We start from the raw sequence: 16,125 nt of genomic DNA on the forward strand, positions 1-16,125 counted from the left end.
GGCTAAGCCATGCTCCATCGGGATAAAAACGGGAATTCTGGCAAATATCGGCTGGCAAACTTCATCCTCATATCGAGGGCGACCGGGTCAAACTGGAAATACAGAGTGCGCTTGGATTCCTCAAGGGAAAGCCACCCACCGTCCAACCGCCATCGCTTGCCAAATAGGCGATCAATGTCCATGCAGCTCAAAGACCGCAGTGATCGCAAGGCATCGTCCCGCGTTTTCGGAGTGGGCGCATGACGTTCGGCAACCTCCAGCCATTCTACGATGTCCTGCTCGGGAATGCTGGCCAGCTTCCTGATCTCCGCGGCTATGTCCTTCGGCACATCGGCCACCGCTGCTTTGCACGCCTCAACGAAACGGGGGTCTTCCGTGTAATCAATCCTCCACTGCTCGGGGTAGACACGCCAGAGAATCGTCTCCGCCTGCTCTGTCCACCGACCGTCGAGGATTAGTCCAAGAGTCTGGAAAACCTGAAACGCCCGTGGTTCGAGGTAGGCCGGACCGCTGCCATGGGCCGCGAGGATGTTGGGCCCGGGAAGGCCTACTGGATTCCGTCCGCCGCGAGTTCCAGCGAAGTGCCGGTAGCCTAAAACACTCGATTTACTGGACAGCCAAACGACGGCCGTTGCGATATCATCCCAGCGCGGCAGGTTCGCGGGCAATTTAGGTTGGGCTACAGGCTTCGCGCCTCCCGTTACTTCAACGGCGTGCCCGAGGGCAATCAAAGCCTGGCACGCCACCTCAAACGCGCCGATGGATAAATGGCTCCAACCCCCATCCGGAGCGTTTGGAAGGCTTTGCGCTAAAGACTCGGCGACCGGGCCTACCCAATCTGGAAGCGGAATTGGTTTTGCGACCACTCCTTTGCCAACGACGATTCGATGAAACAAAGGTTCGAAGCCGATTTCGTCAAGCGCTTCCCCCAGGGAACCAGGCATCGGTTTCCCGCCCGTCTTGCGTCTGGATGATTGTGTGCGTTTCGCCATCATGTACCCGTCCTCGGTTGCGTTTTCGCAAGACTGACGGCGGTCCGCCGATAACGGCGGATAGTTTCGACAACCTCCTCACCCGTCATCGTCTTGACTTCCACGAGGCGGTTTACAAGCTCCTCCAGCGCGCGTCGCTGAGCCTGAATTATAGACGTCGCTCTTCGTAGCTCCGCCTCCAGAACCGTATGGACCTCCCTGCGAAGCTCGGGATGGTATGTTCGCATGGCAGCCAACTCGGCCTCGGTGAGCCCTCCCACCATCAGCGTGTGCCCCATGCCCAGGGACCCTTCCACCGCCGTGGCAAGATCGGTCGCCCGGTTTAGGTCAGCACTACTTGATCCCGCCCGCCGTCTCCAAACGAACCAAAGACCTCGATTTCTGCGGCGATACCCCCCAAGCAGACCGCAATAGCGTTCTCGTAGTGCGTTCGCGTCTTTCGTTGCGCTCCTGCGTGCTCGTATTCAACGTAACCGAGCACGCGATTTTCGGCGTTGATTCGATAGCTCGAGATTTTCATGCCGGTGACGTTGCCGTGCCCTAGCTCGAAACCCACAATTGCGTGGCCCGCTTCGTGGACTGCCAAAGCGCGGATATATTCGTCCGGTAACGCAGACATGGGACGAAGCTTGCTGATTATGTGTCGACCGCTGACTTTTTCCGATTGACGCCGGGCAGAACGTTTCGCGTCCTTGACCAGTAGCTCGATATCGGCTCCGGACAAACCGTCCGTCGCGAGATCAAATTGCTCAACCTCACCGACATCGAGCGTGATGCCGCTATGAAACGTCAGGATCGATTGACGAGCCTTGGCGTCTGGAAATCCGACCTCGATGTGTCGGTCAAGCCGCCCCGCCCTCCTGATCGCGCTATCCAGCTGGTTCGGAAAATTGCAAGCGCCGACCACCACAACACCTTGTCGGGGCTCAAATCCGCCCAGCAGTTCCAAAAGTGTTGCGATGATAAACCCGAAATAAACGTCGTGCCGGTCCCTTCCACCCCGAGAGCCAATGGTGTCTATCTCGTCGATAAATAGTATGGCGGGCGCATTAATCTTCGCTTCGTTGAACGACGCTCGCGTCGCCTTGATGGCATCGTCGAGGTGGCCGGCCTCCAGCCACTTTGATACCGAACCGTACACAAGCGGTACGTCGCAGGTATTGGCGAGTGCACGCGCGAAAATGGTTTTTCCGACCCCGGGCGGCCCCGAAATCAAGACCCCGGCGTGGACATCGCTCCAAGGAACTAGTCCGGCTTTATAGTTCGCTAGGTCGTTCGCGAGTTCATGGCCCCACTCCATGAGCTCCCCATAACCGTGCAAGTCAGACAATGTCAGGCCGACGGGCTTGGGCTTAACGAGCCCTTCGGCAGTCGGCATTCGTTTCGGAAGACTTCGCAGCCGCTGAAAAGCCTGCAAAGGATCGCGTCGATCTTGGAAAGCCTTATAGAGGCGCGGCCACGGTTCGGTTAGCAGGAGCTCGACATTCTCACTGACTATCGGAAGTCCAGCCCGCCGAAGTGCGGCCTCGGCATGCCTTTCTGTTCGAGAGCCAAGTGGCACCACTGCATCGCAGAGGAGGCGGTCGTCGTCTTTGATTTCGTAGCCGACCGGCGCAAAGAATATCGCCCTCTCGTCGCGCAGGGCCTCGGCTTCGTTTCGAAAGGCTTCTCGCTCCATTCGAAGACATTGGATTGGAACACCGTGGTCTTCCAGATTTGCGAAGCGAAGTGGCGGGCAGCTTCCGCAAAAATGGGGAAATAGAAGTCTTCGTTCGCCACCAGCGTCAGAATGGCCTTCGTATCGATCCTGTTCCAGGATCGCAGAGCATCAGCGACTGCGCAGTAGGCCATGAAGGCCGGTAGCGTCAGAGCCTCGGCTTGACCGTTTCGGACCATACGCCATGGCACACGCGATTGTTTTCCAAACCGGTTCTTCGGCATGGACACCCCCAATTTATTGAACTCATCAATCCAGTTAGTAAAATCGACCGCCATAAAAGCGCACCCATAACCATCGGACCGCTTTCTGCGGCCGGAGATCGAACCTGTCAGCCCGCTCCAGCCGATGCCATCGAGAGAGAGTACGGGCGACACCTACCTCACACGAAGATAATAGGCATGTAGGGGGCACCGAACGAAGCCAGCCACAAAATACTCGCGCGATGCCGCCGTCCAGGATTTCGCCCGAGCAAAGGCACACGTCGGCATCTGGGATTTCGAGCAGCGTGAAGCCTGGGTCTGCCTCAAGATAGAGGCCGGAGAAAATCCAAGCTTTCATTGCTGCCTCGGAGAACGCTGTTCCCAGTAGCTTGGATCGACTTGCTCGCCAAGTTCGTACCATCGAGAGAAAGAACGGGCGATCCGAAGCCCAGGGTCCAAAAAATAAAGCTCACTGGTAAGTAGCGGCTGACCGTCAGAAAACTTCGGGTGAGCGCTAGGCAAACCTATTAGACACGGAACGGTTCGACGGGCGATTGTCCACTTGTCGATTTTTGTCATGCGCATAGTTGCGGCAATCTCTGGCTGTCTAAGATCGCAAGACAATTGCTGAAGATGCGCGGAGAGTTGCTCTCGCGTCATTCCAAACCAGGCAATCGAAGAAGATGCACTCACTGTACCACCTCAAAACTTCGCGGCCCCACCCTGAAGGCTGGGTCGGTAATTGCAGTCTAACCGCCCGAATCAGATTCGAGGCCACCTGCCGAAGTCTTCAATTACAGCTTTATTAACTATTTTCAATTGATAAAAGACGTAATTTACGTCTTATTTGACGGAGCGCCGGAATGTCTGTTTCTGCAAAGAATGGCTACTTTGTTGACTGGGGATTTGATACGCGCTGCAAGAGGCCTGATAGGGCTCAGCCAAAGCGCGTTGGCCAAAAAAGCTGGAATTACTCAAAAGGCGTTGAGTGAGTTTGAACTCGGGAGAAAGCCCATCACGGCGAAAGCCAGCGAAAAGCTGCGCCGCGTTTTCGAGGAAGAGCAGGTCCAGTTCATTGCGGCAAATATTGCGGAAAGCCACATCGCTGGAGCGGGCGTGCGATGGAAAATTGCTCATCCCTACACAGACATAAAAGTAATCTGATTTGTCGGCGGTCCGCTAATCCAAATTTGGATGCATGCAATACAGCCCGCCCTTCGCCTTACAGTTGTGGTACAGGTGCGAGCCGGCAAAGGCGGTGCGCCAGCTTGTATCTTTTAGGAGGGCATCGGCTGGCTGATCGCCCGCTGCCACGCATCGCCTTCACCACCAATGCCGAAAAAGGAATCCGCTGACGCGGATGCTTTACTGCTCGCCCGTAGAGTGATCAGCGGCATGGCATATCAAAGGGCGTTCGGTGGCGTACGAAACCTCCTCGCATGGATATCAAAATATTGAAGCTGCCCGCCGCCACCTCATCGCCAGTTTCGAAATTCGTGGCCTCGCAATTACGCCGCTGGCTTCAAGTTTTGTCCGCAAACCGCGGCTAATCTTTCGCCCGCAACAGTTTTCTCCCAGTTCAGGCTGGGCCCAACCGAGCAGGGCCCGAGCCGCCTGGATAAGATTGACCGTCAAATAAATTGAGGTCGCAGCCGTCGTCGGTCTCCGTGCAGCGTAGGGTGGTCGCTGACGACCGTGACGCAACAAAGGCGTCGTGTACGAGCGGTATTCAAAAATCCCGGCAACTGTGTCATTCTACGATAGATCCGCTAACTGCCCCCTCGCGGGCAACCTCGATCCCGGGGGCGAATCGGGAAATCCAGCAAAAGACCTTCGGAACATCAAAACTGACTGGTTTGTCGACCAATTCGTCGCCCAAAATCACTGGCATTTCGCGCAGAGGCTTGCCTCTTCAACAAATCGAGCGCGGCCGGTCGACGACTCGACCCATCGACCTTTCGGTCCCAAGCCGATTCTGCACATTATCGCGAGAGCAGCCCACGCCCGATCCCAAAATCAGGGCCGGCAACCGGTTGAATTATCAAGATTTTATGTTATATTCACGGTCGACAGAGGTACAATGAAAGAATTGGCCCTGTCGCCCAGGAGCACCGGCAAAACGGGCGTGTCCGACACAAAATCCTGGAAAAAGTGGTGGGCCCGGAGGCGGCAGCATAATACAATAAATTCAGATACTTAACAGGCCCGCACCTTCAAAAAACGGGCTTTGAATTCATTTTGTAAACTGAACCGCACCCCGCACCGCTCATCTTCAAGGATGAGTGTAAATGTACATATTAATTCCTGCAAAAACGGTCAACGTCAACACGTTGCCGGTGTTGCACAGATACTTCCTGACCGCCTTTGAAACGAGCTTCTCTGCGCAGGCAACCGCTGCACAGGCTCGTAGGGTCGTGTTCACAAAGGAGGCGGTCCGTTGACCCTACCGACAAAGTTCCCTGAGAATTATTGGAATCATAAAAAGCTATCACGGCGAGAACGGACAGCCTTACGTGATACGGCAGCATATATCCTTCAATCCGAAAACGGTCGCGGACGAGCAGTCTGCGCATGTGGACACTCGGGCAAAGGCACCAAAGTCGTCGCTCTGTTCCTGAAGAGTGATGGGACCGCCGGAACCAATGGAACACTTCGATGCGGATCGCCATGGCTTTGCGCAGATTGTGCACCGTTGAAGGCAAACCAACGTCTGGAGCGGCTTCAAGACCTGGCGAATGCTCTAGTTACAGAAAACGGGAAAATGGCATCGATCACAATTACTGTTGGTCACGATAGAGCCTCCCATTTGCAGGACATCAAGCAGGCAATCGAAACAGCGTCACGAAAGGCACGACAGGGGGCTCCATGGGAACGGCAGAAGCTTCGGCACGACGTCATCGGGGTCTTATCCGCTCCAGAGGTGATATATTCACTAAGACACGGTTGGCATTTCCACATTCACCATGCCTTTTTAACTGGGGAGACAGGGAACTCCGAAGAATTGGGTTGGTGGTTTGTTCGGCGATACCTCAAGTATCTGGCAAGCGCGGGCTTTACCGCCAACATCCAAAGCCAGGAAGTTTCAATGGTACGCGACCCGAGACGATTTTTTACCTATTTGAGAAAGGGAGTCACACGGTTGGCGCAGGATGTGTGGGGGCTGCGTAAACCTGGAAAACTCAGAGATAAACATCTTTATCCATTCGATATTCTCCAGAAAGCGTCTGGATGTAAAATCATGAAATCCCTTTGGAAAGAATACGCGGATGTCATGCCCGGAACACGGTCATGCGTATTGACCCGGTCGATAGCGGTTCGTCTGAACATCAATCAGGACGACGATACTGCAGAAGTAGCGCACGAACATATAGTAGGTCAGCTACCTGCACCTACCTGGAAAGTGCTCGTAAACAGACGCAAAACAAATGTCATCTTGAGCCTTCTCGAAGATCGTGGTGCAGCAGCATGGCAGGAAATCTGTTCGCTGGCTCTAACTTTGGCGGCAGAAAAGTCCTCGATCAATGCCGTCCAGACCCAGGACAAAATTCCTACAAAGACATTCGAGCATCGGCCGAGTGCAGCGCAGGTTGCAAATTTGGCGCTTCATTATAAATGGCATCTCACCCGTAAGGAGCGAAACGGCGAAGCGATCAGGATTGCATTAGATCGAGAACGTGGCCATGCGGTAGCCAATGGCCTTACCTTTTATCCGCCTAAAATCAGGGACGTTCTCGAAATATACGGCAATGAAGGCGTCTGCTCTTGATAGACGGGCACGGCCCAATGTCTGATAGCGGTCAAACCATCCAAAACGGCTTTACAGTTATTGCGACCAAGCATCGTTGCGCGGCCGCTTGGCATTTGACCGAACCAGTTGTTAGCCAAGCGCGAACTGGTATCGCAGGGTGCGTTTTCTGCCATTTCATCGAAACAGAGGTCCTGGTATGTTGAAGCCGCTGAGAAGACTTACCTACGCCTCGCAGATTTGCGCGAGACGTAGGCGCGCACTTTAAACGACAGCCAGATATTTCTGTTTCGGCTCAATTCGGGTAGATTTTGACCTTAAAATCGAAAATCTCTTTCCCGCCTTAGCAGTCAATTTCGCCGCCTTAGCAGCTTCGAAGCGGCCAGTATTAAAGGCACCCCGACTATGAACTGGGCCGCGACTCCGCCAGAAATCCAACCGATAGCAGCCATCTTGATCGTGCCACCATCCATAGCCCCAACAAGCCAAAGCCCACCAAAAAACCACATAGCTGAAGCCGTGGACTGGATTATGCCTGCCCACCAGATATACCGCGCCACATCGACAGGGCCACGGAGCCGCCAGTCGCTACGATAAACCCGATAAATTAGATATGGGAACAAGACGCCAAAAAGATTGCAAAAATTCAGTACCAAGGCAAAGGCGGAAAATCGCCCGGTAACTGCGGCTGCGGCGAGTAATCCAACATAAATCGCCGGAAATGCTGCACGGCCGCCCGCAAGCGCTGCAAGTGTAATTATCGGCGCACCGACGTAGAATCCTGACACCCCAAACACCGCCCAAGGAAACTGGACCACTCCAACTAGATCAGCTGCAAATGTGATCGTGGTGATTAGCACCCCATTTACAATTGTGCTCGTCCATCCCTCCGCTGATTGCAACTCAGAAGTTTCGATTAGATTTCGCATTAATGAATCCCCCTACGGCATTGATTTCGAAAAAGGGTACAGACCGCCAATTTTACTGCTCTGCAAATTAAGCGGATAGGGCACGGCATCAACAATGTTTTCTAGGCCAAGGAAACTCTGCAAAAGACGCTCGTAGCTAAAACCGATCAATGCAGAGGGAGAAGAAATTTTCTTCAAGCTAAAATCCAGGTTGCGGATAATTTCTTCAACACCAGGGTCAGATGCGAATGCCGATGACTTATAAGAGCTGATTAAGCGTTCTTGATCGAGTTCCAATCTACTCCCGGTCCCTACTTCTCCCGAGAAAGGAAGGATCACTTCGAAGAGCGACGATGAGGTCTCGTCACTGACAAACTCGTAGCGAAACGGCTCTGTTGACTTGGGCTTATTGGTCAGGATCACAGCCCTGTTTCCGTTCGCTTCAACCAGGCGTAGCTGGTCAGCACTACTGAGATCACGATCAGCGGGAATTTCGCTTGCTTCGCACGCTGTCGCAAAATCGAAATGTGCAAAATCGAGAACTTTACCTATACCAGCAGAAGCCTCCCAATTTCGCCATACGAAGGAAATCAAGTCCTGAAAAAGCTTCTTCGCTCGATGTTCATCCCCCGGAAATACAAGGGATACGTAAGTAAATTCAAGAAGCCTATTTCGTCCCTCTTCCGGCCTAAAAACGCGCATTGTACTATATACTTTTCCGACCAAAGCGGACGAGGCTATTAGACAATCCAAGTTACCTTGAGAAAGCTTAAGTTTAGTTCCGGACAATTCCGCATTTATGGAAGCTCTATCACCGTCATTTTCTCCAGACCTTTCCAGTGTTGGGGGGTGTACTTCTATTGCCCCGAAGTGGTCCATCCACGATCTAGTAGCCGCGAGCCCCGAAGAATAAAGCTTGATCAAATTACCTCTATCAATAAGGCTCATTTCCTATCCCTCCACCAATTATTGCATCAAATTACTTTTTGTATAAAAATGCAACTAGAGGGAATCTAAGAATGCTAAAAAAACTTATCCGCGTCGCCATCGGCGACATTATACCGAACCTGGCAGATGGAGGCCGCATCGACGAAGAAGTTCTGGAAATTTGCATCCGGTGTAAAGAACATCTATTCCTCCAGCTTGGAATTGATGTCCAGACACTTTATGTCCGTGGCTCTGTCGCCATAGGTTCAGATGTCCCAATGTATTCCGACTTAGATTTGGTCGGTTTTTGCAACTCTACAAGCTACGACAAAGCAGAAGCAGATGTGATTGTTCGTCGAATCGGCGAAAGTTACAGTCGATTTTCGTTGATCGACCTTCAAATCGTGTGCGCCCCACACGGTGTCGCACTCTCGAAGAACTTACAGTTATTCTATAACTTAAGTTTGCAGCGTATTTTGGCGGTTGGTCCGGACATTATGGCGACGATACCTAGAATAACAAGCACAACATATCTACACAGAACAATTTACAGTGAATATTGGCTGGAGTCGAATAAAATAAAGGAGTATATATTAAAAGGAGTACCTTTCAGCTACGCTGGGGAACCGAGAGGCCCTGATTTTTTGGCACGATGGTATGCCCGCCTTTTCCTTAGATTGTCAGTGATGCAAATGTACAAAAATACAGGCTATTTAGTGAGCGATCTTGAAACCTGTGCTACGATATGTGCAGCTTACCGACCAGAGCATGCTCAAGTCTTCGAGGAATTTTTCGTTGCAGAAAGATTTCCACCGAAAGACCCTCGGCAAGTTTTAACTTTGATTGCCGCTGGATTATCTTTGTCGCGCGAGCATTGGTAATTCACTGTTCGTCATGTTTTTCCCCAATCATATTTCGGCCAGCTCTTTCGAAAAGCTTAAGTAAGTTATCGTGTCATTCGGCGATTGCCAGTAAACCTTCTGACCTGCTTGTCTGCGTTCATAAGTTAGCTCTGCTCATTTTCTGGTCCTGCACCTGGACCGGGCTACACACTCGCAATGGGGAGAGCCTTTGAGGCTCGTACGCGGGCGGCCATAGTCACTTCTCCACACTTAGATAATCTGCCTCGCATGGCAGTAGCTGGTGAAGAGGTGCTCGTTTTGGCGATCAAAATGGCAGACAAGGAACGCACTCATGCGGCTGCATAGGACCTTGCGTTCTTTCTACAGAGGATAGAAGACGTTCTAGGAATCTACGGTGGTGCGCGGGGCCGTATCGGCAGCGTTTTCCGCATAAACGACAGCGTTTGGGCGATCTAAGGCACGCTTTACTGTCATAGCAGCCCATCCCCCACCACGAGCAGTTTTTATGCCGCGCTGGTTGAGAACTTCGGCCAAGGCGCGGAACGTTACCACGCCCTGATCCTGCAACTGCTTTACCACCGGCAGGATATTGGCGGCGAATGCGTCGGCAATCATTGCGTTCCGCGCCGCGCCAAACAACTGGGCTTGCGTAAGATTAGTTCGATTGCCGAGAGCAGCACCGGCTTTCTTTTTTGCCTGGAGCGCTTCCCGGGTACGCTTTGAGATGAGCGCTCGTTCCTTTTCAGCCAGCGCAGCATAGAGATGCAGCATAAAGGGATCGGCGTCTGCACCTAGTTCGGTCACGATGAACGGAACGCGTTGCGCCATGAGCCCGGCGATAAAAGCTACGTCGCGTGAAAGCCTGTCGAGCTTGGCTACAATAACAGGGACCTTTGTCTTCCGGGCGATCCGAAGGGCTTCGGAGAGGACTGGACGACGGTCAAGTGCATCAAACCCCTTGCCCGTCTCCACTTCCTGGAACCAGTCTGTGACGACAAGACCTTCCGCTTCTGCAAACCGCTCAATGTTGGCACGCTGGGCTTCAAGACCCAGTCCACTTTTGCCTTGGGCCTGGGTAGAAACGCGGACGTATGCGATGGCTGACTTCATGAAAGTGATTTCTGTAACATTTCTATATGCTCATTTAGCCATGTTACAGCCCTTAAATCAACAATGCGCGGCGTATTAGCCTTATGGACAGAACAGGCCTGGTGCATAGCGACAAAATCGCTGGGGTTCTATTGGTGGGTAGCAAGCTAGAAAAGATCAGGCTTTGGAAATCTGCCATTTTGCGAAATCAACAAACACATAGGAAAACCAATAAAGTAAGATTGGAACCAAAAGTGCAAATAATGGCTCTGACCCACCGATTCGAGACAGATTGAAGTTTGCGCGTGCCCCCAGATTGTGGAACGTTCGGTTCCGTACAGTAACAACGAATGAGCCGACATCCTTGAATGGAACCGAAAAAATTCCGTTCTCCTCGTCGATCACCAAGGTTTTTATCTCCGGTAGGATTATTGTCTTGAATTCATCAATGAGTGCCGTTGCAAGATCGTCTCCCAGCTCTGCCAAAGAAAAATCTAAAGTCGCTCTCGCGAAGCCCTCATTCAACCCAGTGTAGTGCTGTAGAAATTTTTGTAACATGCCAAGCTCACCTGGAGCTTTTTTCTCATCATAAATACTTGAAAGAAAGCTATGTGCGTGCCTGAAGTCCTTGTCATTAGAGACGTAGATGAGAGGACATGCGGCCGAAATTCTTTCAAGTATTCTATATGTGTAAAGGAAGCTCTCAGTGAATTTTTGCTCTCCGAGAGACTTAAGTAGAAATCCAAGCTCCGCAAGAATCTCAATATAAAAGCCTTTATTGAGAATTCTAGCTCTGCGAAAAAGTGAGGCAATCTCATCTTCGTCTGGGCGTTCTTCAAAAATATAGTCTAGAATCCGGTCAATCTCATCTAAAGCAATGTCATCGCCAGGATTTATAAAGTTTTGATTTGCCTCGTAGAGGACTTCATCCGTTCCGTCATCGCGAAGGTGCGCTGTCCCAGACAAAAGGCGCAATATTTTTATGATCTCCGGCGGCTCACTCGCGAGAAGCAACGAAGGGCTGCAGGAACCCACTGGGACTTCGAATTTTTCGACCATTCTTAATTTTATGACGGACATTAGTTAGCCGTCAGTTCGAAAAATACTTCTGTCAGTTGTTCCTCGCGCGCGTCCTTCAAGTCATCGATATTTTCGATGAAATGCAAAGATAACTCTCTCCTGTATTTACCGACATTTACCTTCGACGGGTTGATGGCTTGAAATGCCGCTTCGAAAGCAACTATACATGAGGCGAAATGATCGGCGGTGAGTTGGCTCAGTTCGGGATTTGACTTCTTAGCACCCAGAGTGAAGCCAATCAGATTATTTTCATTCCGTAGCCAATCCTTCGCAATATTGTTTGCCGACACTCGGTCAACCTGTGTCAGGACATCCGTAAAGCTTGTCTGCTCGGATGTAAGGCCTGATTCCATCACTTTTCCGACAAGGATTTCATCGAGTTTTTCTTCAATGAAGCGTGAATTCTGATTGTTCGGCCCCCCGGTAAGGAAAGCCAAGTAGGCAGACGCTACGTCCACCATGCGAAAACTACCTTTAGGCGAGTTCTGCTCAGTTTCCTTTTCTTTCAGGATAGTGATGTTTTGCAATGCACCATCACCCACCATCTTGCCTATGAGATTGCCAGTCAGCATCTCCACCTGGTGGCGAACAGTCATCGGCTTTTGACCGTTGTTAAGGGTGATCATGCGATACAGGAGGAGATCATACTTTTGTGCGATTATGACATTCACGAAAATAGGCCGGGCCGGATCAAAGCCATCCTCTTGGCTTGCAGCCTCTAGCGTGTTCAGCCGCTGCATTCCATCGAGTACATATCCTTCACTGATATTGTCTCGAATGAAATCAGATATAGCGTCGATATCGACCTCCGCAGACATCGCCTCATTGACAAAGGCGAGCGTTATGGAAGGCATTATGCAACCCGCAAGAATGTCTTTTTTCAACCTGTCGTAAAAACGCGGGCGTTGAAGTTTGCGCTGCTCCTCGAATCTATCAATAAGGGGGTAGAACCGCTCAAGCGCATCCTCATATGTAGTGCGCCCGCTAATCACCGCGCTCTTGATTACTTCGTCTCGCCTGACGTCAAAAAGGTCCATGATTCGCCCCGGAATTTACAATGCCTCCGTTTAGCTACACCATCGGTTGTTAATCGTCTCTAACGCCCTCCCCGAAATGTGGTGGAATGAGGCCGAAACTTGAAGTGCCAAGTTACGATTTCTACTCCGCATAGGATGTTTGTCCTTCTCCCGACCACTGGTGCCAGACTTACGCACTTATTTAAGGATGGCGCTTGAGATTATTTGGCTTGGCGATAATCTCCTTCAACCACAGATGGAGGGGTTGAATGACACTGACAAATCGGGATGCATCGCTGGTTTTGGGAATGTCGATGAGAGGCGACAAGAAGCACGACATCGCCGCTTGGTTCGGCGAGAACCAGGCACGGATCGCGGAAGTTGAGCAAGGACAATTTGGAAGCGTCTCCGCCGCGCCAGCGAACGAGCTTCCTCCTAAGGGTGCGCCTGGTCCAAAGGGGCGTCGTCTTCGGGGCAAGGTAACAAAAGCTGTGGAAGCCTTGGAGAAGAATGACGTCGCGACAGCGATGCAGTTGCTTAAAGATGGACTCGCCGACTTCGCCAAAAATGAAGCTTAGAGATAGTCTCTAGGGCGCTCCAGCAGTTTTCGACAAGGCGGTATCCAGGCAAGCCGAGGACCAGTCCGGTCTTCGGCTTTGCTCCAGACGAACCATGCGTATCCGGTTGCAGTGGAAGCTTTTTGATCTACGCGGCCCTTTACCATTGGAACGCGCTCCGAAAATTGGGCGAAAACAGATGGCGGCTTATGCCGAAAGATCGTTTCATATCTCCCAATACTTTCGAGAAAGACCGTCCTTGCTAGAATCGCTACTCCGACCCTCGCTACATCCAATGCCTGGTGAACGAATTCCTCTGCCAAACGAAACGGCGGGTTTGTGATGACCCAGTCATAGCTACTGCGCCGACAGGGCGAGGTCAAAAAGTCTCGGATCGGGCCGAAGCCATAATGGTACGCGTCGGCAGAATCCACCGATGAAAAATACTCTGCCAACGGACGGCTCATGTAACCCCTGCCACATGCCGGTTCCAAACAGGACATGGCTTTGACACCCTCAACGCCGACAACGTGCTCAATGAGCGCCCTGGTGGCCCATGGAGGGGTTGGAAAGTCGTCTGGACTGTCAGCGGCTTCATACCGTTGTGCCATCACAGCGTGGGATGTGTTTTGCATTACTGATTCCTGTGAGACTTGACCACCGGCAGCGGTGGCATGCCCATACCCGCCTTTCGTACAAATTAACATCGCTACTTTGTTTGAAGCTGATCACGTCGGCTATTGTAGCCGATGAATTTCCGGACAATCCTTGGTGTAGGCACAAACTTACCAGGGGCCTGCGGCTGCCAGCCATGCCTTCGTGAACACGAAGCCAGCAGGCCAGGGGGCGCTGCCCCCGTGGACCCCCAAAAGAAGTTAACATTGACCAAGAGCGCAATTGTAAAAATTCGAATTTCAAATGCTGACAAAGTGCGCCTGGAGCGTTTTGCGGATGAAGCCGGGAAATCCGTCTCCGAGATCGTCCGTTCTGCCATTAACGAAACCACACGAGGACAGGTTGCCGGTCAACAGCGGCGCGAAAATATCGCTAAACTGCGCCGTTCAACGAACCTCATGCTTGAAGCCTTCGCTGGGAAGCCCATCGATATCCCGAAGCTCAGGGATATCGCGGCGCAGGTGCGTAAAGATGCCATCAGGGCTCTAGCATGATTTGCGACATGATAATCAAAGCTCTCCGTTTTCTGACGAAGTCGAACGTGAACAGGCTGATAAGCCACCTCCGGAACGGCAACGACAACGATGCCGTTGAGTTCGTCAGCGGGACGCCAGCGGATATCACCGACATGCGTATTGACGCGTTGGCGAAGCGCTCAACATATTCGATCCGGCACTGGGTCGTGGCCCCGCACGAAGCCACAACAAGGGCGCAGATGCGGGAGGTCGTTTCCATGATTGCCGGAGAATTCGACTTCGACCCAGGGCGAGCGGTGATCATCGAGCACAGGAAGTCGCGTGTGACCTCAGACGCACATTCCACCCATTGGCATGTACTGGTCGGTGAAATTGATCCTGCTTCAGGTAAGGTGCTTAGATGCTCTTTTGATCGCGTTATTCACGAACTGGTCGCTCGGTGGTCCGAATACAAATTTGGGCACAAGTTTGTGCAGGGAAATCATACAAAATCGGTGATCGGTGGACTGCGAAAACGCGGTGCTGTCGATGCCGCGTCAAGCGTCGAGGCTCAACTTGGCGGAGCGTTGCCTCCATCGGGAGAAGCTTTTACGCATGCCGAGCATCAGGCAAGGAAAAGAGCCGGAACCGATCTCCCCGTTGTCAGGCAGGCGGTGAAGCACGCTATGTCGATAGCGACCACAAGAGCTGAACTGGAATCTATTCTGTCCAGTTCATCTTTGCTCGTCATGCCTGGCGACAAACCAGACACATGGATCGTAACCGACGGAGGCGGCGAGTTCATCGGCTCTCTTGCGCGCCTAGCCGGAAGCAGAAAATCAGAAATCACAAAAGTCATGGGAGCAGCCGGTGATGAGCCAGCCAGTAGAAAGACAGACAATCCAACAAGCAATTTTGACCGAAGCGCGAGTCATCCGCAGCCTGCTGGAGCCACAAAGCGACCAACAAACGCCCGGCCCCCAAGTCCTTATCGAGATACAGTTCAAAATCCTGGAAGCTCTCGAAAAGGTGTCGAGCGAGATCGAGAGCATCAATCAGAAACTGGATTACCCCAAAAAGGCAACCGGGACGCCTTAAGTTGGTTAGCAAAACTTGATGGATACAGTGATCAGCTCTCTTTGCTTCTCGGCAAGGCGAACATGCTCTCTATGCCCCAGGAAGAACGTATTATTGCGTCTCTCTGGGAGATTGAGGAGCAAGCGCGTGCCGATCTCAGTAGGCATATTCCTGTCCTTGATTATTCTGAAAAGACCCAGCGCCTGCGGGTCGAAGCCGCAGACCTGGAAGAAAGCTCAGCCAAGAAATGGGATCAACTCTTCTGTGCCGAGGAGCGACTCCGCAAGGCCAAACGGCCGAGATGGTGGCATTACCTATTAGGAATTGCTTTTGTTTTCGAGCGTCAGCATCGGCACCTGGCGTTAGTGACTCAGCAAGCCTCTGACGAACTGGAGGCTTGCAAGCACTGCCTGGAGGCAGTGAAATCGAAGCTGCTTCAGCAAGAAGTTCACGACAAACAGCGGCATGCCGATCTTGTTCGATACATAGCTCAGCGAAAGAAGGCTGCTGGCCCAACTCTTGCGCAGGTTGATGCTGCGAATGAAATCATTCGCCTTCATCCAGCACTCGCATTCTGTGGTCTCAATTTCGTTCTCGCCCGGGCGACCGCCCAGGTCGATGAAGAAAAGCGAACCGAGGCGAAAGTGGCCAGAAACCTCGATGATGATGGGTTCGGCTATAAGCGGTGACCACCAAATCGACCTTTGGGGCGGTACGCGAGTAGCCAAATATCCAGCGTCGAGATGCTTTTTCGTCGGGGCTATTTGAATGGCGAGGGCCTGGAGACAAAACGCCGGTCTGCATCTACAGCTGTATTCGCT

General features: G+C 52.1%; 15 protein-coding genes. 6 read left to right on the forward strand and 9 right to left on the reverse strand.

Translation table 11 applies throughout. The features are described from left to right. Positions 1 to 2: 2 nt before the first annotated feature. The 4 genes from QO002_RS16240 to QO002_RS16250 all read right to left on the reverse strand — a co-directional run bounded on the left by QO002_RS16240 (position 3) and on the right by QO002_RS16250 (position 2,987). The gene (locus QO002_RS16240) at positions 3 to 995 is read right to left on the reverse strand and encodes a hypothetical protein (protein ID WP_307231485.1); all 993 of its coding nucleotides are present in this window, start codon (positions 993 to 995) and stop codon (positions 3 to 5) included. After that, positions 992 to 1,396: a M41 family metallopeptidase gene (locus QO002_RS30905; RefSeq protein ID WP_370878553.1), complete on the reverse strand. Its 405-nt coding sequence runs from the start codon at positions 1,394 to 1,396 to the stop codon at positions 992 to 994. Before QO002_RS30905 ends, QO002_RS16240 begins: the two co-directional genes overlap by 4 nt. Next, on the reverse strand, positions 1,315 to 2,370 hold the full coding sequence (locus QO002_RS16245; protein ID WP_307231487.1) for an AAA family ATPase: 1,056 nt from the start codon (positions 2,368 to 2,370) through the stop codon (positions 1,315 to 1,317). The genes QO002_RS30905 and QO002_RS16245 overlap by 82 nt, the downstream gene beginning before the upstream one ends. A 116-nt stretch (positions 2,371 to 2,486) precedes the next feature. After that, positions 2,487 to 2,987: a hypothetical protein gene (locus QO002_RS16250; RefSeq protein ID WP_307231490.1), complete on the reverse strand. Its 501-nt coding sequence runs from the start codon at positions 2,985 to 2,987 to the stop codon at positions 2,487 to 2,489. A gap of 807 nt (positions 2,988 to 3,794) precedes the next feature. Between QO002_RS16250 and QO002_RS16255 the strand changes: the two genes are divergently transcribed. Both QO002_RS16255 and QO002_RS16260 read left to right on the forward strand, forming a co-directional pair. Next, positions 3,795 to 4,076: a helix-turn-helix domain-containing protein gene (locus tag QO002_RS16255; protein WP_307231492.1), complete on the forward strand. Its 282-nt coding sequence runs from the start codon at positions 3,795 to 3,797 to the stop codon at positions 4,074 to 4,076. Between the two features lie 1,597 nt (positions 4,077 to 5,673). Next, the gene (locus QO002_RS16260; protein WP_307231494.1) at positions 5,674 to 6,678 is read left to right on the forward strand and encodes a hypothetical protein; all 1,005 of its coding nucleotides are present in this window, start codon (positions 5,674 to 5,676) and stop codon (positions 6,676 to 6,678) included. A 329-nt stretch (positions 6,679 to 7,007) separates the two neighbouring features. Here the strand turns inward: QO002_RS16260 and QO002_RS16265 are convergent, their stop codons facing one another. Next, a complete protein-coding gene (locus QO002_RS16265; protein ID WP_307231496.1) occupies positions 7,008 to 7,586 on the reverse strand; it encodes a hypothetical protein in 579 nt (192 codons plus the stop codon). A 12-nt stretch (positions 7,587 to 7,598) separates the two neighbouring features. Further along, positions 7,599 to 8,513 carry an amino acid--tRNA ligase-related protein gene (locus QO002_RS16270; protein WP_307231497.1) on the reverse strand — a complete coding sequence of 305 codons (915 nt, stop codon included), beginning with the start codon at positions 8,511 to 8,513 and terminating at the stop codon, positions 7,599 to 7,601. A gap of 71 nt (positions 8,514 to 8,584) precedes the next feature. Between QO002_RS16270 and QO002_RS16275 the strand changes: the two genes are divergently transcribed. Then, positions 8,585 to 9,373, forward strand: coding sequence for a hypothetical protein (locus QO002_RS16275; RefSeq protein ID WP_307231499.1), 789 nt, complete (start codon positions 8,585 to 8,587; stop codon positions 9,371 to 9,373). A gap of 363 nt (positions 9,374 to 9,736) precedes the next feature. Here QO002_RS16275 and QO002_RS16280 read toward each other — a convergent pair whose 3' ends face one another. The 3 genes from QO002_RS16280 to QO002_RS16290 form a co-directional block, all read right to left on the reverse strand. After that, complete coding sequence (locus tag QO002_RS16280) at positions 9,737 to 10,465, reverse strand: recombinase family protein (protein WP_307231501.1); 729 nt, start codon at positions 10,463 to 10,465, stop codon at positions 9,737 to 9,739. A 156-nt stretch (positions 10,466 to 10,621) separates the two neighbouring features. Continuing rightward, positions 10,622 to 11,524, reverse strand: a complete 903-nt coding sequence (locus QO002_RS16285) for a hypothetical protein (RefSeq protein WP_307231503.1) — start codon at positions 11,522 to 11,524, stop codon at positions 10,622 to 10,624. Further along, positions 11,524 to 12,561: a hypothetical protein gene (locus QO002_RS16290; RefSeq protein ID WP_307231505.1), complete on the reverse strand. Its 1,038-nt coding sequence runs from the start codon at positions 12,559 to 12,561 to the stop codon at positions 11,524 to 11,526. Before QO002_RS16290 ends, QO002_RS16285 begins: the two co-directional genes overlap by 1 nt. Before the next feature lie 248 nt (positions 12,562 to 12,809). Here QO002_RS16290 and QO002_RS16295 point away from each other — a divergent pair, with 248 nt between their 5' ends. The 3 genes from QO002_RS16295 (at position 12,810) to QO002_RS16305 (ending at position 15,993) form a co-directional block, all read left to right on the forward strand. Beyond that, positions 12,810 to 13,118, forward strand: coding sequence for a hypothetical protein (locus QO002_RS16295; RefSeq protein WP_307231507.1), 309 nt, complete (start codon positions 12,810 to 12,812; stop codon positions 13,116 to 13,118). A gap of 860 nt (positions 13,119 to 13,978) precedes the next feature. Further along, positions 13,979 to 14,266 (forward strand): hypothetical protein, encoded by a 288-nt coding sequence (locus tag QO002_RS16300; protein ID WP_307231509.1) that lies wholly within the window; start codon positions 13,979 to 13,981, stop codon positions 14,264 to 14,266. 239 nt (positions 14,267 to 14,505) lie between these two features. Continuing rightward, positions 14,506 to 15,993, forward strand: a complete 1,488-nt coding sequence (locus tag QO002_RS16305) for a hypothetical protein (RefSeq protein WP_307231511.1) — start codon at positions 14,506 to 14,508, stop codon at positions 15,991 to 15,993. Positions 15,994 to 16,125: the final 132 nt, after the last annotated feature.

The sequence above is a fragment of the Pararhizobium capsulatum DSM 1112 genome (genome assembly GCF_030814475.1).
Classification (GTDB): domain Bacteria; phylum Pseudomonadota; class Alphaproteobacteria; order Rhizobiales; family Rhizobiaceae; genus Pararhizobium; species Pararhizobium capsulatum.

Bases quoted from the DNA above. Each gene is read 5' to 3' on its own strand.
- QO002_RS16295 (WP_307231507.1), top strand. From the start codon at position 12,810: ATGACACTGACAAATCGGGATGCATCGCTGGTTTTGGGAATGTCGATG.
- QO002_RS16260 (WP_307231494.1), top strand. From the start codon at position 5,674: ATGGCATCGATCACAATTACTGTTGGTCACGATAGAGCCTCCCATTTG.
- QO002_RS16285 (WP_307231503.1), bottom strand. From the start codon at position 11,524: ATGTCCGTCATAAAATTAAGAATGGTCGAAAAATTCGAAGTCCCAGTG.
- QO002_RS16250 (WP_307231490.1), bottom strand. From the start codon at position 2,987: ATGGCGGTCGATTTTACTAACTGGATTGATGAGTTCAATAAATTGGGG.
- QO002_RS16280 (WP_307231501.1), bottom strand. From the start codon at position 10,465: ATGAAGTCAGCCATCGCATACGTCCGCGTTTCTACCCAGGCCCAAGGC.
- QO002_RS16255 (WP_307231492.1), top strand. From the start codon at position 3,795: ATGGCTACTTTGTTGACTGGGGATTTGATACGCGCTGCAAGAGGCCTG.
- QO002_RS16290 (WP_307231505.1), bottom strand. From the start codon at position 12,561: ATGGACCTTTTTGACGTCAGGCGAGACGAAGTAATCAAGAGCGCGGTG.
- QO002_RS16305 (WP_307231511.1), top strand. From the start codon at position 14,506: ATGATTGCCGGAGAATTCGACTTCGACCCAGGGCGAGCGGTGATCATC.
- QO002_RS16275 (WP_307231499.1), top strand. From the start codon at position 8,585: ATGCTAAAAAAACTTATCCGCGTCGCCATCGGCGACATTATACCGAAC.
- QO002_RS16245 (WP_307231487.1), bottom strand. From the start codon at position 2,370: ATGCCGACTGCCGAAGGGCTCGTTAAGCCCAAGCCCGTCGGCCTGACA.
- QO002_RS16270 (WP_307231497.1), bottom strand. From the start codon at position 8,513: ATGAGCCTTATTGATAGAGGTAATTTGATCAAGCTTTATTCTTCGGGG.
- QO002_RS16240 (WP_307231485.1), bottom strand. From the start codon at position 995: ATGATGGCGAAACGCACACAATCATCCAGACGCAAGACGGGCGGGAAA.
- QO002_RS16265 (WP_307231496.1), bottom strand. From the start codon at position 7,586: ATGCGAAATCTAATCGAAACTTCTGAGTTGCAATCAGCGGAGGGATGG.